Raw genomic sequence first — 24,488 nt, forward strand, 5'->3', positions numbered from 1 at the left:
TCCCATCATGAAAACAAAAATTCAGGAAATCCAAAACAATTCTATTACTAAGATGACTAAAAAGTGCATTCAAATGGCAGTTTTATTGCTTTTGAGCTTCACTTCTATTCAGGCTCAGGATAAAAAAGCCAAAGATTTATTGAATGAAGTAACTTCAAAAATAAAAAGCTACAACAATATTGTTATTGACTTTAAATACACACTGAATAACGCTAAAGAGAACATCAACCAGGACAGTAAAGGAAATGTAACCATGAAAGGCAATCAATATGTATTGAATTTTATGGGAGTAACCAAAATATTTGACGGTCAGAAAACCTACACCATCGTTCCGGAAGACGAAGAAGTTACAATTTCTAAAGTAAACGAGAAGGACGATACTGCTATTACACCTTCAAAAATGCTGACTTTCTTCAATTCTGGCTACAAATACAACATGGATATTGTTCAAAATGTGAAAGGAAGAAAAATACAATATATCAAATTAGCTCCTACAAGCTCTAAAGACCAAAGAAAAGAGATCCTATTGGGTATTGATGTTCAGACCAAACACATTTATAATTTGATCGAAACCGGAAAAAATGGAACAAAAACCACTTTAACCGTTAATTCTTTTAAAACCAATCAGCCTTTATCAAAAAATCAATTTACATTTGTAGCGAGCAAATATCCAAAATACTACATCAATAAATTAGATTAATTACAAGGTTGAAAATTTTAGACAAATACTTACTAAAAACATTCCTGATTACATTTACTACGGTATTTGTAATCCTTTTTTTTATCTTCATACTTCAAACCGTATGGCTCTTTATCTCTGAACTTGCGGGTAAAGATCTCGATTTGATTTTGGTTGTGAAATTCCTTTTATTCTCAATGCCGCGAATCATCCCGCTGGTTTTACCTCTATCGGTTTTATTAGCCTCTATTATGACTTTCGGAAATCTGGCTGAGAATTATGAATTTGCAGCGATGAAATCATCAGGAATATCACTTCAGAGAGCGATGCGAGGTTTGATCGTGTTTATCTTTGTTTTAAGTATTGTCGCTTTCTGGTTCGCTAATAATGTGATTCCGTATGCGGAATATAAATTTATTAATTTCCGAAAAAACATTGCGCAAGCTAAGCCTGCCATGGCAATTGCCGAAGGGCAGTTTAATGATGTTGGTTTTTACAACATTAAAGTCAATAAAAAATCTGGCGAAAATGGAAACATTTTAACCGGTGTTACGATTCACGAAAAACCAACCAATACCGGCGAAAACAAAACCGTTATCAAAGCCAGAGATGGTGAATTGATGAGTAACGAAAAATCCAGTATTTTAAAATTAGTTTTAAATGACGGATATTACTACCAGGATGTTACTCCGAAAAAATACGAAGATCGCGCTAAGTTGCCTTTCATAAAAAGTGCTTTCAAAAAACAGATCATTAATATTGATTTATCTGAATTAAACAAAACCGATGACGATAAAGAAAATATAAGCAACACGAACGGAATGTTGAACATTAACGAACTTCGTTACACACTGGATTCCCTGAACAAAAATCTGGATAATGAAATCATCTCTTTTTCAGAAAATATCAATCAACGTGTGGGTATTACCAAATCAGTCGTTCCTGTAAAAACAACCATCAAGAAAAAAAATCTGCCCAATGATCTTTTATCACGCTATACCAATAAAGAGAAGGCTGATGTGATAAGAATGGCTAGCAGCAATGTGACGAGCAATATCTATTCTATTGAATCAACACAAAACGATTTAAAAGAAAAACAAAGAGATATCAATCAACATTTAACGGCCTTATACGAAAAGTTTGTAATCGCTTTTGCCTGTTTCTTAATGTTTTTTATTGGCGCACCATTAGGAGCTATCATTCGTAAAGGAGGACTTGGTTTACCTATTGTATTTGCCGTTTTAATTTTCATTACCTTCCATTTCATCAATACTTTTGGAAAAAGACTTTCACAGGAAGGCGCAATGAATCCGTTTTTAGGAGCATGGATGTCCTCTTTTATACTATTGCCTTTAGCTGTATTATTAACGTATCGTGCTACTAACGACAACGGATTAATCAACTTTGATGCAATTACTACTCCAATCTCACAACTATTTCAAAAAATTTCCGAGCGGTTTTTTCCGGCTCAAAATCAAAAATAACTATGTCAACAACAAAAATACAACTAAACACCATTGAGGAAGCTATTGAAGACATTCGTCAGGGTAAAGTAATCATTGTAGTGGATGATGAAGATCGTGAAAATGAAGGTGATTTTCTGGCTGCAGCCGAAAAAGTGACTCCGGAAATGATCAATTTCATGGCTACTCACGGACGTGGATTAATTTGTGCTCCATTGACCGAAAGCCGTTGTAAAGAATTAGACTTAAGACCAATGGTAACTAACAATACCGATCATATGGAAACTGCTTTTACGGTTTCTGTAGATTTAAAAGGTCATGGCGTAACGACAGGAATTTCGGCAGCTGACCGCTCTAAAACGGTAATAGCATTGACCGATTCAAATGTTAAACCACATGAATTGGCGCGTCCGGGACATATTTTTCCTTTAGTAGCCAAACAAGGCGGAGTTTTAAGAAGAACCGGACATACAGAAGCCGCTATAGATTTTGCCCGATTAGCAGGATTTAAACCCGCTGGTGTTATTTGCGAAATTTTAAATGAAGACGGTACCATGTCTCGTTTGCCTGAACTGGCAAAAGTGGCTAAAAAATTCAATTTAAAATTAGTTTCGATTGAAGATCTGGTAGCTTACAGAATGCAACACGACAGTCTGATTGTAAAAAAAGAGGATTTTGATATCGAAACCCGTTTTGGAACTTTTAGATTAAGAGCATACGAGCAAACCACCAACAAACAAATTCATATTGCCTTAACAAAAGGAACCTGGAATCTGGGAGAAGCAATTTTAACAAGAATCAATTCGTCGCAGGTAAACAACGATTTACTAGGTACCTTAACTAATAATGCAGAACAGCAATTAGACGATATGTTTAAAGTGATTAATGAAAATGGTAAAGGAGCCGTATTATTCATTAATCAGGATATGACGGCAGTAAATCTGTTGAACAGAATTTCCGAACTTAAAACTTTACAGGCAGGAGGAACAATGAAAGCTCCGAAAGTAATCATTGACAGTAAAGATTATGGAATTGGTGCGCAAATTTTACACGATATCGACATTTCAAAAATCAGATTGGTTTCTAACACGGAACAAACAAAACGTGTGGGAATGATTGGATATGGACTTGAAATTACCGAATACGTAAGTTATTAATATATGGGAACAGTAGAAGAAAGAATTATAAAATCGGAAACACGAATATTTAAAGCGGTTTTCCCGAGTACAACAAACCATTACGACACTTTATTTGGAGGAACAGCTCTTCATGTTATGGACGAAGTTGCTTTTATTTGTGCTACAAGATTCAGCAGAAAAAAAGTAGTAACGATTTCAACCGGTCAAATCGATTTTAAAAAAGCCATTCCGGCGGGAACTTTAATCGAATTAGTAGCCAAAGTGATCAGTGTTGGAAGAACGAGTTGTAAAATTCACGTCGATATTTTTATGGAGCAAATGTATTCCGAGCTTCGCGAAACCGTAGTTTCAGGAACATTTTCGTTTGTTGCAGTGGATGAAAACAAAAAACCGGTGCCTATTTTGGACGACCTGAACTAATTTTTCAAAAATCTATTTTTCGGAAATACTGATAATTAGATACTTGAAAATTATTTCAAAAATAGCTCAAAAAAAAGCACTGAAAAAGTTTTGAGAACCGAAAAAGCATCTTATATTTGCACTCGCAGTCAGCAAATGATCGCAACATACTGGAGAAATGGCAGAGCGGTCGAATGCGGCAGTCTTGAAAACTGTTGACTGTAACAGGTCCGGGGGTTCGAATCCCTCTTTCTCCGCCAGTAGAAGTTTCACAAGAAACTTTAAAAGTCAAAAGCCTTTAAACACTAGTGTTTAAAGGCTTTTTCGATTTTACACACTTTTCAAAAAGCACATGTTTTATCAAAGAATGGTGGCACAATCAGTGTCCCACTTTTTTTGAGATCTTTTTTCTCAAAATTAGACCACTAAAACAAAAGAATTCCCCGGGAATTCCCTGCTGTTAATGGGCTCTCTTAAAATTATTAATTCAATTTGATTATTAATTTTAAAATTAGATAACATGTTAAAAACAATTTTTCTGCTAAAATCCGGCAGAGTTAATCGAGATGGAGAAAGCTCTATTATTCTAAGGCTTTCTTATAAAACCAAAACAATTACAATCGCCTCGGGAAAATATATTTCGAAAGAAAAATGGATCCAGACAAACCATCTGAAAAATACACTAAAGGCGGAAAAAGAAAAGGTAATCAAAAGCTCTCTTGATCTCATGCAGCTTAATGCCGAAAAGAAGTTTACAGAACTCTTCCGAATTGATCCTGAGGTTGATCTGGAACTGCTAAAATCTGAACTTACAGGAAAAGCCAAAATCGGCCAGCCTCAAGGGCCTTCCATAATTTCAATTATAGAAACATACAATATATTCTTCACCAAAAGAGTCAATTCCGGAGAACGCGCTGCGGCTTCACTGCAGAAGTACAAAAGAGCAAAGGATTTACTTTTGGATTTCATCACCAGCGCCTACAAAAAGGAAGATATGCCTGCATCTGAAATATCAAGCTCGTTTGTGTTTAAACTGGAACAGTTCCTTAAATACGAGAGCAGTTTTAAAGATCAGACAGGCATCAAAAACAATTCGGTGGTAAAGTATATGAAAATGTATAAAACTGCCTGCAATTATGCCATTAAAATGGATTTGATCATAAAAAACCCATTCAACGTTTACGACGGAAAGCTGAGTGTAAAAGATGCTGTTTTCCTGACCCAACATGAACTTAATACAATCGAGAATAAAATATTTTCAACGCCCCGTCTTGAAAAAGTTAAGGACATATTTCTTTTCAGCTGCTATACAGGATATGCACCTGTCGATGCCATGGATCTGACCGAAAGAAACTTATCAGAAGATTCGACAGGAAATTTATGGATTATGACCAGCAGAGCTAAAACTGCTATAAGAGCTAATGTTCCTGTACTAGCAACAGTTGAAAAAATTATTGCTAAATATAAAAACCAGCAGAAGGGTCTTATCCCGAAAATTTCCAATCAGAAAATGAATGCTTATCTTAAGGAAATAGCTGATGTCTGTGGTATAGACAAACATCTTACATGGTATGTTGCCAGGCATACCTTTGCCACTACTGTCACTTTAGGGAATGGAGTAAGACTGGAAAATGTATCTGCGATGATGGGGCATACAAACACAAAACAGACTCAGCATTACGCAAAGGTTTTGGATGTGAACATAATGGAAGACATGGAAAAACTGAAATCTAAATTTAAGTGATATTTTTTTAGAAAGCGGGTCCCCAATTTGCAACTTCTTTTAAAACTTTGATCAAATTTAAAACAAAAAATCAAAGGACTATCTGTTAGACATATAAATGAACTGAAACGAACCTACAAACCATTTCAAATTATGTCTGCACTGCGGACACAATTGACATGGACAAAAAAGTTATATTTCTTTTAGTTTTTTTACTGAATAAAGATTATCTAAATCTCTCAACACTGTTGAGAGATATTAGTTAGACAGAGATTTTTTATTTGCAGGTTGAAGGATATAGGTTTCGGCTCGGAAAAAATGACCTTTATATTCAACAGCAATCTACAAATTGGATAAATCTATTCTTTCTAAACATTTCTAATTGCGTCCGCAGTGCGGACGCAATTAGAAAAACAAATAAAATTCCCAAATAAGAGACATAATAATACTGGAATTGCTATAATTTTACAATAGAGGTTAAAGCACAATTTTACTGATTTTCACCAGTTTTAATTTTGCGGCAACATCGTGGCATCATACTTTTTTAAAATATTAAACCTAAGCAAAGACAGTACTTCACAAGCTCATGTTCGAAACATTACTACATCAAAAATATTATAAACATCACTATTCTGAGATTTGTGGCACATGTTATTTTCCAAAACAAGAAATCCAGCTAAATCAAGGCTTGGTGGCTTTATGTTCGAAACTGCATACAATAAAAAGAAAACTAACTAACTTTTGAATAGTCTATTCTTTTAAATAATGCCCCAACCCAATTCACTTTATCGCCACTGTCCAAAATACACATACAAACAATCTAGAAAGAAACAAAGCTCTAGATCAACATCGTAAGATCATCAGCGAAAAACATTGGTACGAGTCCTGTTCCCGCTAAAATCAAATTATTGAAATTTACCAGAAGTTTTTGCTCTTTATAATTTAAATATTTTTTTTTAAAGTATTTGTATACTTGCCATTCAACTGGGGCCGAAAATGGTTTATTCCAGGTAATGAGCGGAAGCAAAAAAAATAAAAATCTTTTTTATTTTTCGACTTCAAAAAAAAAAACAAAAAACAGAAAAACTATTATAATTATTTAAATGCAAATCAGAAATACTACTAATTCCGATTTGCATTTTTATCGGTTAAATTCGTTTTTATAATATGCATTTTTATCTAAACTTTCTATCAAAAAAATAGCTACATTTCTTACACTTAATCTTTTTGAATTATTTTTTCTTATTTCATACGAATACGGTTTTCATCATTTTATATTAATACCTTTTACGTATGTTTGTGAGAATATAATTATTATTAAAACAATTTCTTTTGTAAACTAATAAACACGTCAAATTATATATAATAACAGCTTTACTATGATAGTCGATTTATCTAAATAAGACAGAATATATGTTTGAATAAAAAAAAGAAAAAGAAGGAAGAAAAGTTTTTAAAAATAAAAAATCAAAGCTTTCCATTAATGAAACAGAAGTAAATCAATTAACAGAAGCTTTATTGACAGATAGATCCAAACGGATGCCTAAATACTAGATTTCGAGTTAAAATTGTTCTGGCTAAAACAGATAAAAGTAATTCAGGTTATATAAAAAAAATAATCATTTTATAATTCGATAGTTTTATAAAGAAAAAATGAAATAAAATGGAAATAAATTGGAATGAAATAAAAAAAGAAATACTTGTAGAAATTAAAGATATTATGCGTACTGATACGGATATCAAAATAAATGAAGTTCTGGATTTGTTTATTGAAGTACTTAAATTTCCATTAGAAGACATTGAATTATCAGGTATTGAAAGTAGAATACCTAATGCAATACAAAAAATTCTTATTGAACCATTATCTCGAGTAGACAAAAACACTTTTTTTACTGATGTCGCTAAAATTGAACCTTACTTGAGAAAAATATTATTCATCACAAATAAACAATTATTTGATCAAATTAAGCTAGAAAAAAAAGGCTTAGGAGCAATAATATCAGCATTAGGATTAAATCCAAACAGAGTTGATTATTCATCAACGTCACTTACTCCATCTCAATCTACACATTTTTCTATACATTTAATAAAGGCTTATAATTTAAGAAATCTTGAAGGTCATAATTGTACAGAATGGACCAATACTAAATTATATGATGAATTGAGAAGTGTACTTGTCATTTTTTTATATGCAACTTATAGAAAATACAATGAATTAAAAATTGCAATTAATCCGTTCGATGTGACCTCATATTTAAAAGATGAGATTAAAAAAATAAAAATTCTTCAGTCTCGATTTGTACATATTGAAGGAAAAGAAGAAATCAACGAAATAGCACTTTATGCTAAAGAAATGATGGAAGATATTGAAGAAAATGAGGAAGAAGAAAACGAAGTAACAGAAGATATAATTGCTCGTGAAGGCACAATTGATATTCTAAGAAATAGTATCAACGAAAAGAAAATGATTATTCTAGGAGACGTAGGCATGGGAAAATCCACAACCCTTTTATACCTACACTTAAAAGATGCCGAAGCAGCTTTAAATGATAAAAATAAATCAGTCCCTATTTATCTTGAATTAAAAAATTTAACAGACAAGGATATATTAGTAACAAAGATTAAGGCAAAACTAGGATTGGATGACGACTTAGCAGTAGATCTCTTAAGAAGAGGAAAATTAAATATATCGCTTGATGGTTTAAATGAAATTGAAAATAAAATAAAAGCAAATATTTTTAAACAAATAAGTAATTTAATAAACGATTATCCCAATAATTTTTATCTAATAACGAGTCGACCTCAGCATTATAACAGAGAATTTGACAATCAAATAGGTAATTTTAAAATTCCTGTATTTCTATTACAAAAAATGAAAGATAATCAGATTGAAGATTTTTTAACTAGAAATGGAAAACCGGTTAAAAGTTATATTTTAAATGAAATTAATAATAATGATAGACTAAAAAAAATTATTCAAACCCCCTTAATGCTAATTATGCTTATTGCAGTTGTTATCAAAGAAGGTAAAATACCCAGTGAAAAAGGCAAGATAATTCGTTCCTTCATGCATAGTCTTTATGATAGAGAACAAAGGCAAATTATTGATTTTGACAAGGAGTTATTTCATCTTCTGCTTTGTTATTTAGGATTTCAATCTAGAGATTTAACGGGTTCAAATTCTGGAATTGAAAGAGATGAATACATATTACCATTGCTAGAACAAAGAAAGGAGCAATTAGGAATTCAAGTTAATTTAATTGACTTTTTAAGAAAAGCTATTGATTTAAATATTCTTGTTAACGATAATAATCTTTATAGTTTCAGTCACGAATTATATCAGGAATATTATGCTGCGGAATACCTACATCAATTAATGAAATCATAAAAATGTATAGTTCTATTTTAGAAAAATATATTAACGACCCATCTTGGACAGAGGTAATAAAATTATATTCTGGTCTTTTTGAATACACTATTGAGAGCAACGAATTTATAAAAGAAATTAATTCAATCAATGTATACCTAGCTGCACAATGCAGTACATCGTTCATAAACGAGAATTTAGAATTGGAAAGTGAAATAATTAACAAGGCTGATATTTTATTAAATGAAAAAATATCAAGTAATTATAGTATTGATATTCTATACATAAATACAATGCTTGAATTAGGACAGTTTGAAAAAATTCTTCCATTCTATGAAAAAACTCTACCTAAAAACATTCCATATTTAAATTCTATTATTCACAGGTTGTTTGAAAACAATACATTTATAAATGCAAATTCTTTAAATGCTATTTTAAAGAATAATTCAAATTTTTATATTTCTAAGATAATTGAATTTTATAACTCTTCTGAAATAGAAATTGAGGAGGATCAATATAGACTAATTGTCAATAATTTAATTGACTGTAAAAACAATAAAACTAAATATTTAATCGATTTTATTAAGCTCAAAAATGAAATAACATTATATATTGAAAAAGAAAAAATAAATGCTATCGCTCAAAAAATTGATGATTATAATGATTTTAAATTCTGGATAAATAAATTCGATATCGAGATAAACTATGTGAATTATGTTAATGATAAAGTCAAATCAGATATTTCATTAAAAGTATCATACTTGATTTTTTGTTTAATAGTAAAAAATAAAAAAAAATTCAGAAACTATCTTCATAGCTTAATTCAAAATTTAATTCAAAGAGAAGATAAACGATGTCTTGTTTTAGGAATATTTTTAATTTCATATTTCAATAAAATAAATATTTTCAAAGAAAATTTATCTTCTGAAAATTTATCTTTATTTTTTTTAATTCAAAATAAAATTAATTTAAAAGAAAGAGAGTGTTTTACTCGTACTGAATTACAAATAACAAAAAAATTAAGAGAAATTAATATTAAAGAAAATCTGGATTCATTTAAAGGAAAAATATATCATACCAAAGTACTGTCTATCTGGAAATATCATTACGTTTTACATTCTGGTAATTATGGTCTAAAACCAAGTTTATTGCCTTTTGATGAAACAATAGAGACCTTAAAAATTAATGATCAAGTCTCAGTTATTGGACTACATATTGACAATAAAAATTTAAGGTTATATACTTCTCAAAAACAATTAAAAAATCATTCTTTACGTTTCAACCCTAAGCATTTGAACATATTAAATAAAGATGATATCATTAAGTGCAAAATTTTTTTTAATGATGAGAGGATTAGATTATCACCAATAGGGTTGGGGAAAGATTTTAAATGCATGTTAATGAAAAAATATGACACTGCAGACTTTCCCTTAAAATCGCAAGAATTTGTTGTAACTCAAGTCATAAATCCTTTTTTTGTTAAGGTATTACCTTTATAAATTAAAATTTCTTTTTTTGATGTTAAAAAAAAACACAGAAATAATAAATGAATTAATTAATAATCCAAATTGGTCTGAAGTAGTAAAACTTTATTCAGGTTTATTTGAGAATGAATACAAAAGAGAAGAATTTGTAATTGATTTAGCGCAACAAGATGTTTTATTAGCTGCTCAATGTAAGACAACTTCTATCGAAGAAGAAATAAACATTACAAATGCGATAAAAAAAGATGCAATAAATAACTTTAAAAAAGACCCAAGAAATACCGTCTTTGCATTATTAGAAATTGAAGCCGCCGATGAATTATTTCTTTCAAAATATAATGCTTTTAGAAATCCTTTTGGTAAAAGAGATAGAAAATCATTTGATGAATTATTAATCAATTCTACAGCCGAGCAATATATTAGTTATTTATGTTACGTTTCAAAATTAAAACACATTACTTTTTTAATTTGGTCTATTAGTTTTGCTAAAAAATTTACATTAAACACTCAACAAATTGAGAATTTAAAACTTCCTTATGAATTACTATTCAAGAGGAAATTTTACACTTTTGCTTATGAGTTGTTTTTAATAATAAATAACAATAGTGAAGAAAAAGCAAATGAGGCTTTTGTCTATGAATTATTGAAAGAAAGAAGAAAAGATTCTTTCAGATTTGCATTAAAAATAATTTCAAAACATAAATTAAAATGTTACAATAAAGAATTTATTTATGAATCTCTATCTCTTAAAAATAAACAATTAAAAAAAATAAATCCAGAGAATGCATTAATAATTCTGCAATAATTAATCTCAATAATAATTTTAAAGTAAAATACAAATTGAAACCCCAAAGAAATATATTAACAGAGAAAATTGATGACTCTAATTGGTCTGAAGTGATACATCTTTATTCTGGTTTGTTTGAAAATATAAATGATAGGCAAGAATTTGTAATTGATTTGTCAGAAGTAAATATACTACTTGCAGCAGAATGCAAAATGACAAGTATTAATGAAGAGGAAAATATTGAAGTTGAAATATTAAAGAGAGCTTTCTATTCATACAAAGATAATGATGATTATCTTTCAATTGTAACACTTTTAAAAATGCAAGAATACTATATTGCTACTGATTTATTTAATTATAAATTTGATTTAAAAATAAATCAAAATATAGCAATTAATGCCATTTTAAGAAATACTGAACCACTTGATTTTATAAATCAAATATCAAAAAAATTATCCAAAGAAGTTTTATCAAATATTATTCAAATAGTGTCTAAAAACACTGCTGATAAAGATTACAAATACTACTTATCCCTTAGCAAAGTAATTAACAATGAAAATGTTTTAGAACTATATGCCGAAGTAAGCAACTCAATACATTATAACAATCCGGATATCATATTTTTTCTTTTAAAAAATTGCAATAGGGATCAAGCAAATATTATATTTTTTGATATTAAGAAAAAATTAAAAACGTTGACGGTAAATATTATTAATCAGATGATTTTAATATCAGATGATATTAGTGTGTTTAATTTTTATAATGAATTAAAAGAATACAATTTGAATCCCAATCTAGAAACATTCAAATATTTAATTAAAAAGAAAAGCATAAAGTATGATTTGATAATTAACGAAGTTTTCGATTATATAATAAAGTTAGATTTAATAAAAAATAATCGTAACAGAAATAATGTTTGGATTCCTTACATTCTTTATCAATAGGAATACGAAAAAGCATTAAATTACTATTATGAATATATTTCAGTAAAAAGTAAGGATTTTCATGCTGATAAATCTGTTGTAAGCGAATTAAAATTGATTTCGCATATGATTGAAATTGCACCTAATTTTAAAATTGCAAACAAATGGTTCTTATATGCATTAAGTGAATTCGAAAATAATTTAATCCCAAGTACTATTTACGAAAATTATTTATTTAATAATTCTGATGCTAAGATAAATGAATTTATTGAAGTCCATTACGAAAATTTATTTAAGGACTTTAACAAATTCATAAAGAATGCAAATTTCAAAAAAGAAGAAGATTATTTTGTTAATTTCTTTATTAAGATTTTTAAATTCAATATAAAGTTTAACTCTTTAAAAATAATTATATCGAGAGTACTTGACATTGGAGGTAATATTCCAATTTCAATATGGTTTGATTTTTTAAATAAATTTTCAGAAAAAGAAGAACTTAAATATCTAATAACAAATCATACAACATATTATAGATCTAATCCAAGATACTTAACTTCAGTACTTTCAAAAAATTCAAATAAAAAAGGTCTTTTAATTATTGAAATTTTAAATTCTTGTAATATTGAAGTAAATATCATACATTATAATTCTGTTTTAAAAAACAGTCAAGATTATTCTTTTGCAATTAACCTATATAAAACAATCAAAGACAAGACTATACTGCCTGATAAATTTACATTCACTCACATAATAAATTTATCTGTTACTGTTGAAAATTTTTTCTTTATAGTTATGGAGATGAATAATTATAAAATCAATTTTGATGAATATTTAATTAATTCTATTAGAAAAAAAGTAAATATGTTTGATAAAGCATATTTCATTGAATACTATAAAAAAGATGTTTCACATGTAAGCATTAGATGGATTCTTGATATTTTGAACTAAAATTATATTTCATTCAACTGTACAAAATCCTCGTTTAGTGCAAGTATTTCTAAACTCATATCTTTTGCTTGATTTCTTTAATGCAAATGCGAGGATTTATAGGTAGGTATGTAAATATTATTATAGGAGTTATTTACGAAAACATATTAAAGATTAATGAAAGATCATAGAGAATTAAATCTACCATTTGATTGAATATTTATTTTTTTCAGATCCTCATGAAAACGGTTCGAGAATTGTCACGTTAGGACTACTTAAAAAAATAAAAATTAAATTACAAATAATTGAAAAACATTGATATATTTAGATATAACTATTCTGAATAATACCACTGAATAACAACAAGTTAAAGATAAATGCTAAACTGATTTTTTAAAGTAAACAAACAGTAAAAAAGTAACAATTATGCTTCAGGGGCAGAATCGGTGCACTTTAGGTTTAAGACATCATAAAAATATAGCATAGAAGCAGATTTTAGCGGTTAAGTTCGAATCCAGCTCTCCTCCGTTTCCCACAACCGTTACCGAATATATATATCTTTTTTTTTAGGAAATTAACCGATTAAACTTTACATTGTGGAGTCTGAAGCTCTTGTTTATTCTCTACTTCGCAATAGTTTTTTTCACAATACAAATTGTATATATATACAATTGCCTGTTGTTCAAATGAAGTCAGAAATTGATTAATTTCGGCTCATTACTACCACTTTGTTACTCCACCTACAAAAGGTATCAATATGTTTTTAGATGGCTTTGAGTTAACCGCAAATAAGAAATACAACACTACAGAATTTTAGAATTAATGCAGATCAGGATTTTTGCTCTTGAATTTGATAATCTCATCATTTATTTTCGAATTCAATTCTTCATTTTCATCTTCTTTAAGAAGCTGTCTTACTTTATTTAAAACCAGCGCCCTATTTCTAGCTCCTTGGATTCCGTATTGATCCAATAATTTTTCCTCTTCCTCTGTAATGCGTATTTTTAGTTTCTCTGTATCAATTTGATATTCTTTTGTAACTCCTCCGAATTCATTTAAAAGAAATTTGAACGCTTGATTCGCCATGTTCAAAAATCCCTTTTTTAAGCTTTCTTCTACAGAAGCACTTAAATCTGGACTATATTTTAGCAATGGTTTATCAATACCGTCAATAAATTTTGGTAAATCTTCAAAATTATTGCATTCAAAATTATGTGCAAACTGATTTCTAATACTGATAATATGTAATAAATTGGCATAAGTCAACTTGTCAATTTTACCGCAATCCACAAGCAGATCAATTTTAGCACGCAAACTTATCGACGAGGTTTTATTATCTAATGACTTCGTACTGCCCAGTAACTCCAGCCCCATCATGTGCTTGATAAGTTTAGAAGTTAATGACTCAAAGAAAAGAGCTTTTTCAATTGCAATTTGTCTATTTTCAAATGTAGGCTGAAAGTTCATTTTTTTTCTTTTGATTAATTATAATTCCTTATGATCTAAATTGGAAAAAAGTTAAACAATTCTATTTCCCAAGGAATATGGTTCGAATTCAGTTAAGTTTTCATTACGCCGCATGCAAAATCGTTTTCCAATTAGGCCATTATCTACATCCGTTTCAGCAGCAGTCAGCTGTTATACAATTACCAATCTTCATATAGAAAATCTGAAATTTCTTTCGCTGTATCATGCTTTAACATTGACATATACTCTAAACTAATATTTGGCGAGATCTTTTCGATTTCTGCAATTCGTTTATTGTGTAAATTGAATTTCTCAACATTTTCAGCATTCTCAGTTACTGTAAGCTGAATTACTTCTTTTGTTACAGCATCTATTGCATTTAATCCTTTCTCATTAATTTGTACATTTTCTAATTTTAAAATTAGTGAAGCAGGAAAATCATTTACGTGCTGTATAATCTTGTCACCTGTAATCGGAATAAAAACCCAAAGTGATTTACCTAAATTATTTATAATTCCAGTTGTAAAAGGTTTGGCTCCGTAGATTAATATTTTTTGCGTCTTATACTCTAAAATAAATAAACCTTTAACTAAATGCTCACTCTGTTGAAGCAAATCTTTAAGCTTTTTTTCTTTATTTAATATAGCTGTAGATTCAAGAAAAATTGAATTTATTAGATTTAAGTTATGTTTGAATCCATTCATCAGAAAAATACCCACAAGAGCACCAGCTTCGCGATGCGCAAAATGATTCCTTAACTCTTTTGCTCCTCTCCATTGTTCAAATAAATCATTCGAACATAATTCTTTTAATCGTGTAAGCTTTGAATGTAATGATTCAAAACCATCTCTTTTTAAACCAGAAATTTCGAGTTTTAAGGTAACACATGCTTCAAAAATTCGTGTCGATTTTGAAAATGCTTCATCTATTAATGGATAATTAAAATAGCTATAATACATAAGCCTCTCAACTACTTTGTAATCATTAATTATCGTCTCAGGAACTAAAGAATGGAATTTTCCTTTTAGTAAATACTTTTCTCTAAAATCATCCTCAGATTTTACATCAAATACTTCCCAGATTTCATCAGGTTGTAAATAATTTATTTCTTTCATATAAGTTATTATTTTGAGGCCTCTTGAGAGAGCATTATAGCTAATATTCCCTCGCCTTGCTCAATTCGCGACTTTCGTAATAGAGTCTTTTCAGCTAAACGAAAACATGCTATAAACGGTAATTCTACTAAATTCCCAAATTGCATAAGATGTGTGTTAGTTGCCGTTATCGTTTCGCTTTAGCCCTGTTTAAAAATTCAGGAATTGTTACGTTCATATAAAAATTGATGTATTGTTCAGCTGCATTATTTCCACTTTTAATGTACAATAATCTTTCATTTTTGTATTTTTTCAATTTATATTCCAATAAAAATTCAGGCATCATTTTTCTGAAGTCATCACCTAATTCCATATTAAATTTTTCTGAATTTTTATAAATCATCATTGGAGTTTCGATATCATCTTTTTCGGAATCTTTGAATATTCCGCGATGAGTATTTAAATTTCTGGCTTTAATAATGTGCTCAAAACTTTTATGATAATATTCTATAACCTTTATTGATAATGAGTCTTTAACTACTTCCGATTTCATTAAATTACCCCATGTACATTTCCTTTCGGAATATCCAAGTTCATATACTTCATTAGTAAATAATTTGAACAAATCTAAGAGTGTATTGGATTTGTGATAAAAAACTTCGGTATGATATTTAATATAATCTAAATGAGTAATTTCATTTTCATCATAAATTTTTTTTAATGGAAAACGACGAAGAAAGACTTCTATTTTTTTAAAATCCCCTTTGATTTCATTTATTTTAGAATAAATGTCAAAAACTTTATTAGCATATTTACCTTCTGGACTAAATAACTGATGATTGTTTTTGGACAAGCTATACTCTGGATGAATACGAATCTCTTCCATTGTACGATGAACAATTTCAATAAAATCTTTAAATAATTCGCCGTTAAATTCGGTTATTTCCATTTAGTTTCTTTTATAGGGGTTGGTAATGTACTGGCATTACAGCGGAATCGGTACTAAACTAATTCCATTCTTCTGAATTGACAAATCTTTCTAAATACAAAATCAGCTTACTATCCTTCCCGCGTTCTTTTTTTAATAATTACGGTATATAATTTAGTTATGATTACTAAACAATACCAAAGATACTTAAGAAGTACGCAGTTATTTTGCGTAGTTAAAAAATAATTATCTATTATAAGGATTTTAAACAAGAAAAAAATATCTTCCCTTTTTAATGAAAAACCTTTTTCGCCATCCTTCTCCTTCGTCTGCCAAAATCAAAATCAGCATATATAGCATAGTAAAGAATTTCTTTAAATTTTGGAAGAAATGGTTTGTAAATTGTTCATCAATTAACCTATAAAATATATTTTAAATACGCAACACTCGTAAACTTTACTTATGTCTCAATTGTATTTAAGACGTGATATTATTTTCTTTCAAAATAGTAGCAAAAAAATTTCTGCAATCAAAAAAACATACTATCTTTGCACCCGCAATAAGCGAATGCTTGCATCTTACTGGAGGAATGGCAGAGCGGTCGAATGCGGCAGTCTTGAAAACTGTTGACTGTAACAGGTCCGGGGGTTCGAATCCCTCTTCCTCCGCTGAAGACAAAACCCTCAACAATGTTGAGGGTTTTGTTGTTTTATTTCCAAAGTGTTTTATTGTATTGTTCGATACTAGGGTCATCAAAATCTTACTTAATCTACGATCCTCGTATTCTGTTTTGGATCGTAAAGCATGGCTGTACACAAACAATTTTTCTTGTCCTTGTTTATCAGTATTGGACAGTTTACACAGGATTTACAATTTTCCCAAAACATTTCGTCGGTAGTCAGTTCTGAATAAGTGACCGGTTCAAAACCAAGTTCATGGTTCATTTTCATGACAGCAAGACCAGTGCTTAGGCTAAATATACGGGCATTGGGGTATTTCTCGCGGCTGAGTTCAAAAATTTTTGTTTTAATTCTTTTAGCAAGTCCGGTATGCCTGAATTCAGGAGCGACGATTAATCCGGAATTAGAAACATACTTTCCATTTTCCCAAGAGGTGATAAAAGAAAATCCTGCCCACCTTCCGTCTGAAGCAAAGGCTATGACTGCCTCTCCTTTTTTTATTTTGGTTTCAAGAAACTCGGGAGAACGACCGGAAATTCCGGTTCCGCGGGCTATGGCTGATGCAAGTGTTACTTCACAAATTTCTTTTATCCAAAAGGTATGGACAGGTCTGGCTTTTTCAATACTAAAATCGGGAATTTCTACAGCTTCTTTAAGTGGTAAAGAAGCTTGTTGTTTTTTTAACAGGGTTGAAAATGTAAAATGTCTTTCAATAGGTTCTATTTTATAGGTCAAGGTTCTCATAGTCGTTTAGTGTAGATCTTATTTGTTACTGTTTTTATTCCTCAAAAAGGGCAGAAATACAAAACACTACATCCAACTTGTATACCACTAATTCTTTATAATTTATCAACTACCATTAAAACCCTGCAAATCTTAGGCATTATATCTTAAACCGTATTTTTTGAGCACAAAAAAAACGTCTCAAAATGATATGTTTTTATCATTTTGAGACCGCTTTAAAAGGAACTTATTTTTTAGGTATTTTTTCATTCTCTACAAAGATCACTTTTGCTTATTACTAAATAGCTTCAATATAAGATTGAATGCTATCAGAAAACAAAGTGCTCCTAAAATAGCGATCCAAAAATTTGCCTTCTCGGTAGTATGTGTAACGATATCGCTTTTCTTCTTGATCGCAGCCATATTCAATTTTATAATGTGAAAAATATCCTGACGTATTTTACTTTTTAAATTTTCATCGTTCCAATTCCTTTTTAGAGCATCAAAATTAACCTGAAGGTCATATGTCACTTTTTGCTCACCCTCTTCAGTAATATTTTCCATCTGTCTGGTTAGATTATTCTGAAATACTAGTATTGCATTTTCTTTATCAGAATTCATTTTATCCAATGAAAGAAGCATATTTCCGGAATAATCAAGCGTGTTGTAATTCGCCTTCAGAATATCCTTAGTATCGTTTTCAATAGAAAAATTATAATAGGCACTAACCAATGAAAGAATAACGATCATTACAAGAAGCAGAGCTGCTCTGAGATTTAAAAGTATTTTCATTTTTAAGATTATTTAGGTTACACAAGAAACTTCGCTTACTAAATCATAAAAAACTAAATATCAAATATTTACAATTTACAAATTTTCATTTTCAAATCCTAATAAAAAACCTCAGACCTTCTCACCGGAATAATTCAGAACATCTCCATGCCTGCGTTTACTTTATACTGCTCTTGTTCATCCACATATACAAGGGAGGTATTAATATTGGTGTAAAAATTAATGTACTGGTTAATCCGCCAATAATAACTGTTGCTAACGGTCTTTGTACATCTGAACCTATACCGCTGGAAATAGCCGCTGGAATGAGTCCAAGAATGGCTAAAACAAGAATACTGAGAATCGCCCGTAGTTGTTCCTTTGCTGTCTGCTGAATGAGCGATTGTGAAATTGGATTCTTAAATGTTGCTCTGTGAAGTGCTGAAACCAATAACACACCGGCCATTACTGAAATTCCAAAAATGGAAACAAAACCAACTCCGGCAGAAACATTGAAATAATATCCTCTGACTAACAAGGCTATAATACCTCCGCTCAAAGCAAATAAAACACAGCTCGTTGTTATTATCGTATGCTTGAAATTTTTATAGAGCATAAAAAGAAACACAAAAACCATAATTAGTGTAAGTGGAATTGTCAGAGCCAATTGTTTTCCGGCTCTTTCCAGATTTTCATACTGACCTCCATAAACTAGTTCATACCCTTTTGGAATATTCACATCGGTTTTTATTCTCTTTTGCAATTCTTTTACAAAACCGCCCTGGTCTCTGCCTCTAATATTGGTTCTTACGGTCACCATTCGTTTATTATTGTAACGGTAAATATTGGTCTGTCCTTCAGTAAAATTGATCTCTGCCAATTGTTCCATAGGAATAAGGGCTCTATTTGCTGATGGAACGAGCAGCTTCTTAATCTCATCAATGTTGTCTCTGAATTGCGGCAGGTAACGGATAACAATATCATAACGTTTGGTACCGTCATACACTGTAGAAATATTTTTACCCCCAATTGCCGCTTCAATCATATTTTGAATTTCGGAAACATTAATACCATATCGGGCAGCATATTCCCGGTTTATCTTTATCGCCAGCTGTTCCTGTGTTCCCTCCTGCTCTATATTTACTCCTTCGCTTCCCGGCATCGATTTCATAATCGCAACAATACTATCTGCTTTTTTCCTCATCATTCCCAAATCTTCTCCTACAATAGAAACGGCTAAATCTGCTGCACTTCCGGTAACAATTTCCATTACCTGATCAATAATAGGCTGTCCTGACGTAAATTTCACACTAGGGAGCTCTCTTTCGAGCTCTAAGCGAATATCTTTGACAAGTTCTTTTTTTGAAATGGTATCACTCCATAAATGATACTCTTTTAGTCCTACCAAAATTTCGTTTCTATTGGCCGGGAAAGGATCTGTTCCGTCATCATTTCGGCCCGTTTGTGTAATCACAAAATCGATTTGCGGATATTTTGAAATGATACTTCTTATTTTAGGCGCATTTTTAGCATTTTCCTGTATGGTGATTCCCGCCGGAAAATTTCCTCTAAGAAAAATAGAACCTTCGTCTAATTCCGGTAAAAACTCTGTTCCTAATTTTAAACCAAATCCAATTAAAAGCAATACCAATCCAAACCCGATTACAACAGACTTTTTATAGTTCGTCAAAATTTTATGGAGGAATTTAGCATACAACCGTTCAACAAACTCAAGCACCTTATTATTATGTTCCTTGAAAGATTCATCTTTAGCTGAAACTGCTTTATTATAAACGAAAGAAATCAGAACCGGAATAAAAGTCAGTGCTGCCAACATCGAACCAACCACAGCGAAAGCTAATGTTAATGCCATTGGAGAGAACAATTTACCTTCAACTCTTGTCATTAGCAAAATTGGCATGTAGGCCAATATAATGATGGTAACAGAAAAGAAAATCTCACGTCCAACTTCCTGAGCTGACAGTAAAGTGATGTGTACAATGCCATTTTCTTTTTCTTCGGGTGTTGCTGTCCGGTATTTCCGGATTAGATGTTCTGCCATGACTACCGCGCCGTCTACAATGATTCCAAAATCGATTGCTCCCAACGATAATAAATTGGCCGGAATGCCTGTAAACCGCATGATGATAAATGCAAAAAGCAATGAAAATGGAATGGTCAAAGCTACCACTAAGGCACTTCTCATACTGCCCAAAAAGAAAATCAAAATAATGATGACAATACTTACACCTTCAAAAAGCGTTTTACCAACGGTATGAAGGGAATGATCAATTAGAAAACTGCGATCATAAAGCGTTCTGATTTTTACTCCTTCCGGCAGTTCTTGTCCTTGTAAGTCTTTGATCTTCTGTTTCAGTTCTTTGAGTACTTCACTCGGATTTTCGTATCTGCGCAGCAAAACAATTCCTTCAACCCCGCTATTTACATTCACTTTCTCATCGGCAATTGTGTATCCCAAAACCCCGCTTGGCGGAGGAGGGGCTATTTCGACACTTACGACATCACGAACAAATACCGGTACACCATTGACTGACTTCAATACAATATTTTCAATGTCTTTCTCGTTTTTGATTGCTCCTAAACCGCGCACGGCAAATCCTTGCCCGCCTCGTTCAATGACATTTCCTCCCGTATTCTGATTGTTGGCTCTGATGGCATTTTCAACGTCTGCAATCGTTAGTTTATACTTTTGCAATTTATCCGGATATGCCAGAATATGAAATTGTTTTAGAGGTCCGCCAAAAGTTACAATATCAGCTACACCAGCGGTCTGCAACAGATAAGGTTTTATAACCCAGTCCTGCAAATCTCTTACCTGCATTGGTGAGAGTGTTGGCGGGGCTTCTACAACATATCGGAAAATTTCACCTACAGCCGTCGAAAGAGGAGCCAATTCAGAAGAAACTCCTTCAGGAAGTTCGGCTGTTGCCAGGCGTTCCATTACCTGTTGTCTTGCAAAATAATCATCGGTACCGTCTTTAAATGTAAGCTGTACCACTGACAAACCAAAAATAGTCCTGCTTCTTCTGTCTAAGACATTTGGGGTGTTCTGCAACGCTCTTTCAATAGGAACTGTAACCTGTTGTTCTACTTCTTCGGCAGCGCGCCCCTGATACTGCGCCACTACTATAACATTTGTATCTGCTATATCCGGGTATGCTTCAATTTTTAACTGGGTAAAACAGATGTAACCAACAGCCATTAACGCGATGCTGATACCTACGACCAGCCAGCGATTTTTCAGAGAGAATATGAGTAAATTTTTAATCATGATTACCAGAGTTCAACAGAGTGGGTTATAATAAACCCGCCTCGGTATTGCTTTCTTAATTCAGTTAATACTTCTTTTATCTTTTTGTCCTCGTCGATAAACGTGAGGAGCATTGGTGTTTCATCAAATGAGAATTGTTGTCCCGGCTGCTTCAATCTGTTGTGTCTTCCAAAACCGGAATGACCTGTGAAAGAAGTTGCTCCCACAATACCATTTTCCAACAGTAAATGCATTATGAATTGATGTAGAGGTTTTCCTTCTTTCAATTCATCTTTGTCGATATAGATTTGTGCTTGTGTCATTTTTACTTTTTTAATAGCCAAACGATAATCCTTTTAGCTGCATTACGCCTTCAACGACAACTAATTCATTATTGTTCAGCCCTTTAAAAACAATTATTCTGTCTCCTACTTGCTGACCGGTCTGAATTTCTCTTCTTTTAAAGTTATTTTCAGATTCTTTTACAAATACATAATTTTTTCCATTGACTGTAATTAATGATGTTTTGCTTATGCTGATGAAATTCCCTTCCTTCAAACCAAAAGATACACTGGCAAACATTCCGGCTTTCAATTTGTTTGATGGATTGTGCACTGAAATTCTAATTTTTACCATTCGTGTTTCAAGATCAACCCTATCTACAATCGCATCTATTCTGCCTTTGAATGTTTCGTTAGGAAATGAATTAAAAGAAATGTCACCTGTACTGCCAGATTTTACTTTGCTTATTTGATTCTCGGGAATATCACAAATCAAGTAGGCTGTTCCAACTTTTGCTTTTCTCAGCATATCCGGAGTGAAACCTGCCGAAATTAATCTCGATTCATGTTCTATCAGGGCTGCTTTTTCATTGGCCAAACTGGTTTGTTCTATGGATAAAGCTGTCTGTGCATTTAGTAAATCCTGACCTGTGGCCGCTCCATGCCGATTTAAATCTTTGGTACGCTCTAATTCTGATCGTTTTTGTTTAATATTAATGTTTTGAATTTGACTGATACTAATCCGGCTCTGCATAAACTGCGTGTAACTGGCTGCCAGCTCAGAATTGTCAAACAGTACAACAGGCTGCAAAGCTCCTTCGTCGGATGGTAACACGGTCGCCGCAATTTTTGCCGGTGCCGAAAACTGTGCTGTTATAGTGTTGGTACTGATGGTTTCTGTTTTAAAAAAATCAATCCCTTTTTTATCGGGAAAAAGAATAGACATTCCCTTCTCTTTTATAATTGGTGCTGTTTCTTTTTCGGTTAGTTTATTCTCTTTTTTTCCGCAGGAAGTAAATAAGATTACTACTGAAAATGCGCAAACTATTTTTTGTATCATAATGCTAATTGATTGATTAAACCTGTTGTATAAAGTAATTGAATGTAGCTTTGCTTGTAAGACTGCATCGTATCGTAATATTGCTGCTGTGTTTCTAACCAACTGCGCTGTGCTTCTAAAAAGTCAACAATGGTGGTTCCTCCTTTTAGATAAGAATACTTGACATTATCTAAAATGGTTTTCGACTGTTTCAATAGTGACTCAAAATTTGCAATATTTTGTTTCTGCCTCTCATAGTTTTCATAAGCGATCTTAATTTCGGTTCTGACTTTTACTTCGAGAGCGGACAATTGATTTTCAACCTGATTTTTTACCAAAACCGATTTTTTAATTTCTCCCTGATTTCGATTAAAAATGGGCAAATCAATATTGGCATAAACCCCAAAGTACTGAACTGCATTTTGTGGGTTCCAGATAACTCCTAATTCGGGCTGTGGAAAAGAAAGCGATTTCTGCAGTTTAATATTACTGTCAGAAACGTCTATTAATGATTTTACGGACTGTAAATCGCTTCTGTTTTGAAATGCCTTAACAAACAGATCATCAATAGTATTGGGCATTGCAAATAAAAAATCATCTGACATGTCGGCACTTACATTCTCCTGCGTACCAAGCAATAATTTCAATTCGCTTTGATGGTTATTTACCTCCTGAAATGCCGTTTTAAGCTGAATGTCATATTGTTTTGACAGTAGTTCTGTTCTGTATAAATCGGTTTGGGTAATTACTAAGTTTTTATACCGGTTTTGGTTTGTAAAAAGCAGGCTGTCGATATTACTTTTAGCGGTACTGATAATCTCTAATCTTCTTTTAACGGTCCAGACTTCCAGCCATTTATTAGCTACATCAAAAAAAAGATTGCGCTCTGTTTCACTATAGTTTTTTTCTGCAAACAAAACATTTTTGCCGGCCAACTCAATTTTATTTTTACGCTGTCCTGCTATTTGGAAGGGTTTAGTCAATTGCCACCAGACCTGACGATTTTGCTTGTCGTGCCATTGTGTGTTTTCATGAAATCCAGAGGATTGCATCAATTGCAGGGTCTGATTGTTCAGGCTTGGATTGGGACGAAGTTTAGCCGTGACTATATCCGATTCTGCAATCTTTACATTTAATTGCTCTGTTTTAAGAAACGGATTATTGCTTCGTGCAGTTTGAAGTGCTTTTTGCAGCGTACAATTTTCCTGTGCCTGTATATGAAAACAAAGCCCCAGGGAAAAGAGTAAAAAAATAAACTGTTGTTTTTGAATTTGCATCGCTAAAAATATTTGATGCAAAATTCGTCTGACTATTTATAAAACGCCGTTAGAAAACAAATAGAA

General features: G+C 31.6%; 19 protein-coding genes and 2 tRNA genes. 12 read left to right on the plus strand and 9 right to left on the minus strand.

Features of this window, described 5'->3' with window-relative positions; all coding sequences use genetic code 11:
* Window positions 1-7 precede the first annotated feature (7 nt).
* The 11 genes from BHE19_RS10705 (at window position 8) to BHE19_RS10760 (ending at window position 12,912) form a co-directional block, all read left to right on the plus strand.
* A complete protein-coding gene (locus BHE19_RS10705; RefSeq protein WP_051041434.1) occupies window positions 8-700 on the plus strand; it encodes a LolA family protein in 693 nt (230 codons plus the stop codon).
* 8 nt (window positions 701-708) lie between these two features.
* Window positions 709-2,163, plus strand: coding sequence for an LptF/LptG family permease (locus BHE19_RS10710; RefSeq protein WP_070907093.1), 1,455 nt, complete (start codon window positions 709-711; stop codon window positions 2,161-2,163).
* Window positions 2,164-2,165: 2 nt separating this feature from the next.
* Window positions 2,166-3,299, plus strand: a complete 1,134-nt coding sequence (gene ribB / locus BHE19_RS10715) for a 3,4-dihydroxy-2-butanone-4-phosphate synthase (protein WP_017495516.1) — start codon at window positions 2,166-2,168, stop codon at window positions 3,297-3,299.
* A 3-nt stretch (window positions 3,300-3,302) separates the two neighbouring features.
* Complete coding sequence (locus tag BHE19_RS10720) at window positions 3,303-3,701, plus strand: acyl-CoA thioesterase (protein ID WP_017495517.1); 399 nt, start codon at window positions 3,303-3,305, stop codon at window positions 3,699-3,701.
* A 151-nt stretch (window positions 3,702-3,852) separates the two neighbouring features.
* Window positions 3,853-3,940: transfer RNA gene (locus BHE19_RS10725), tRNA-Ser, on the plus strand.
* Window positions 3,941-4,200: 260 nt separating this feature from the next.
* Window positions 4,201-5,424 carry a site-specific integrase gene (locus BHE19_RS10730; protein WP_070907094.1) on the plus strand — a complete coding sequence of 408 codons (1,224 nt, stop codon included), beginning with the start codon at window positions 4,201-4,203 and terminating at the stop codon, window positions 5,422-5,424.
* Window positions 5,425-7,066: 1,642 nt separating this feature from the next.
* Window positions 7,067-8,791: an NACHT domain-containing protein gene (locus BHE19_RS10740; RefSeq protein WP_070907096.1), complete on the plus strand. Its 1,725-nt coding sequence runs from the start codon at window positions 7,067-7,069 to the stop codon at window positions 8,789-8,791.
* A 2-nt stretch (window positions 8,792-8,793) separates the two neighbouring features.
* A complete protein-coding gene (locus BHE19_RS10745; RefSeq protein ID WP_070907097.1) occupies window positions 8,794-10,269 on the plus strand; it encodes a hypothetical protein in 1,476 nt (491 codons plus the stop codon).
* Window positions 10,270-10,288: 19 nt separating this feature from the next.
* The gene (locus BHE19_RS10750; RefSeq protein ID WP_070907098.1) at window positions 10,289-11,059 is read left to right on the plus strand and encodes a hypothetical protein; all 771 of its coding nucleotides are present in this window, start codon (window positions 10,289-10,291) and stop codon (window positions 11,057-11,059) included.
* 35 nt (window positions 11,060-11,094) lie between these two features.
* A complete protein-coding gene (locus tag BHE19_RS10755; RefSeq protein WP_070907099.1) occupies window positions 11,095-11,985 on the plus strand; it encodes a hypothetical protein in 891 nt (296 codons plus the stop codon).
* 105 nt (window positions 11,986-12,090) lie between these two features.
* The gene (locus tag BHE19_RS10760) at window positions 12,091-12,912 is read left to right on the plus strand and encodes a hypothetical protein (RefSeq protein ID WP_070907100.1); all 822 of its coding nucleotides are present in this window, start codon (window positions 12,091-12,093) and stop codon (window positions 12,910-12,912) included.
* A 798-nt stretch (window positions 12,913-13,710) separates the two neighbouring features.
* Here the strand turns inward: BHE19_RS10760 and BHE19_RS10765 are convergent.
* The 3 genes from BHE19_RS10765 to BHE19_RS10775 all read right to left on the minus strand — a co-directional run bounded on the left by BHE19_RS10765 (window position 13,711) and on the right by BHE19_RS10775 (window position 16,401).
* The gene (locus BHE19_RS10765) at window positions 13,711-14,358 is read right to left on the minus strand and encodes a hypothetical protein (protein ID WP_070907101.1); all 648 of its coding nucleotides are present in this window, start codon (window positions 14,356-14,358) and stop codon (window positions 13,711-13,713) included.
* Between the two features lie 179 nt (window positions 14,359-14,537).
* On the minus strand, window positions 14,538-15,473 hold the full coding sequence (locus BHE19_RS10770; RefSeq protein WP_070907102.1) for a hypothetical protein: 936 nt from the start codon (window positions 15,471-15,473) through the stop codon (window positions 14,538-14,540).
* A gap of 166 nt (window positions 15,474-15,639) precedes the next feature.
* The gene (locus BHE19_RS10775) at window positions 15,640-16,401 is read right to left on the minus strand and encodes a Cthe_2314 family HEPN domain-containing protein (protein ID WP_070907103.1); all 762 of its coding nucleotides are present in this window, start codon (window positions 16,399-16,401) and stop codon (window positions 15,640-15,642) included.
* Between the two features lie 562 nt (window positions 16,402-16,963).
* Between BHE19_RS10775 and BHE19_RS10780 the strand changes: the two genes are divergently transcribed.
* Window positions 16,964-17,048 (plus strand) — tRNA-Ser (locus BHE19_RS10780).
* 96 nt (window positions 17,049-17,144) lie between these two features.
* Here the strand turns inward: BHE19_RS10780 and BHE19_RS10785 are convergent.
* From BHE19_RS10785 to BHE19_RS10810, 6 genes are all read right to left on the minus strand, one after another.
* Window positions 17,145-17,804: a GNAT family protein gene (locus BHE19_RS10785; protein ID WP_070907104.1), complete on the minus strand. Its 660-nt coding sequence runs from the start codon at window positions 17,802-17,804 to the stop codon at window positions 17,145-17,147.
* A gap of 261 nt (window positions 17,805-18,065) precedes the next feature.
* The gene (locus BHE19_RS10790; protein WP_070907105.1) at window positions 18,066-18,575 is read right to left on the minus strand and encodes a hypothetical protein; all 510 of its coding nucleotides are present in this window, start codon (window positions 18,573-18,575) and stop codon (window positions 18,066-18,068) included.
* Window positions 18,576-18,732: 157 nt separating this feature from the next.
* Window positions 18,733-21,846: an efflux RND transporter permease subunit gene (locus tag BHE19_RS10795; protein WP_070907106.1), complete on the minus strand. Its 3,114-nt coding sequence runs from the start codon at window positions 21,844-21,846 to the stop codon at window positions 18,733-18,735.
* 2 nt (window positions 21,847-21,848) lie between these two features.
* The gene (locus BHE19_RS10800) at window positions 21,849-22,148 is read right to left on the minus strand and encodes a DUF190 domain-containing protein (protein WP_070907154.1); all 300 of its coding nucleotides are present in this window, start codon (window positions 22,146-22,148) and stop codon (window positions 21,849-21,851) included.
* Window positions 22,149-22,158: 10 nt separating this feature from the next.
* On the minus strand, window positions 22,159-23,166 hold the full coding sequence (locus BHE19_RS10805) for an efflux RND transporter periplasmic adaptor subunit (protein ID WP_070907107.1): 1,008 nt from the start codon (window positions 23,164-23,166) through the stop codon (window positions 22,159-22,161).
* On the minus strand, window positions 23,163-24,422 hold the full coding sequence (locus tag BHE19_RS10810; RefSeq protein WP_070907108.1) for a TolC family protein: 1,260 nt from the start codon (window positions 24,420-24,422) through the stop codon (window positions 23,163-23,165). Before BHE19_RS10810 ends, BHE19_RS10805 begins: the two co-directional genes overlap by 4 nt.
* Window positions 24,423-24,488 lie beyond the last annotated feature (66 nt).

The sequence above is a fragment of the Flavobacterium tructae genome (assembly GCF_001853485.1).
GTDB lineage: Bacteria > Bacteroidota > Bacteroidia > Flavobacteriales > Flavobacteriaceae > Flavobacterium > Flavobacterium tructae.